We start from the raw sequence: 233 nt of genomic DNA, 5'->3' as shown, positions 1-233 counted from the left end.
GGATCCTCTTCATACCATCTTTGATATTCGGTATGCAAGCAATTATCCCAAACTGATCGTCTGAATTGATGGCCGTCATGAACAGGTCCACAGACAAAGGGAACGTATTTGTCAATTTTTATGGTAAAGGAATAATCTTGGGCCACAGCTTGAAAACATGCTCCACCCTCAATTAGAAGTATAATATCATCAACGGTTCCCTTATGGATTTTCAACCTCGCTTCGTAGGCGTG

1 pseudogene is annotated in these 233 nt (G+C 41.6%); it reads right to left on the bottom strand.

The features are described 5' to 3' along the window. Positions 1 to 215: pseudogene (locus ACRHOZ_RS21550) on the bottom strand (N-formylglutamate amidohydrolase); the annotation flags it as partial. Between the last annotated feature and the right edge of the window lie 18 nt (positions 216 to 233).

Source organism: Flagellimonas flava (genome assembly GCF_050617915.1).
Taxonomy (GTDB): domain Bacteria; phylum Bacteroidota; class Bacteroidia; order Flavobacteriales; family Flavobacteriaceae; genus Flagellimonas; species Flagellimonas flava_A.
The sequence above is the reverse complement of the archived record's forward strand: the minus strand, read 5'-3'. Positions and strand labels throughout refer to the sequence as shown.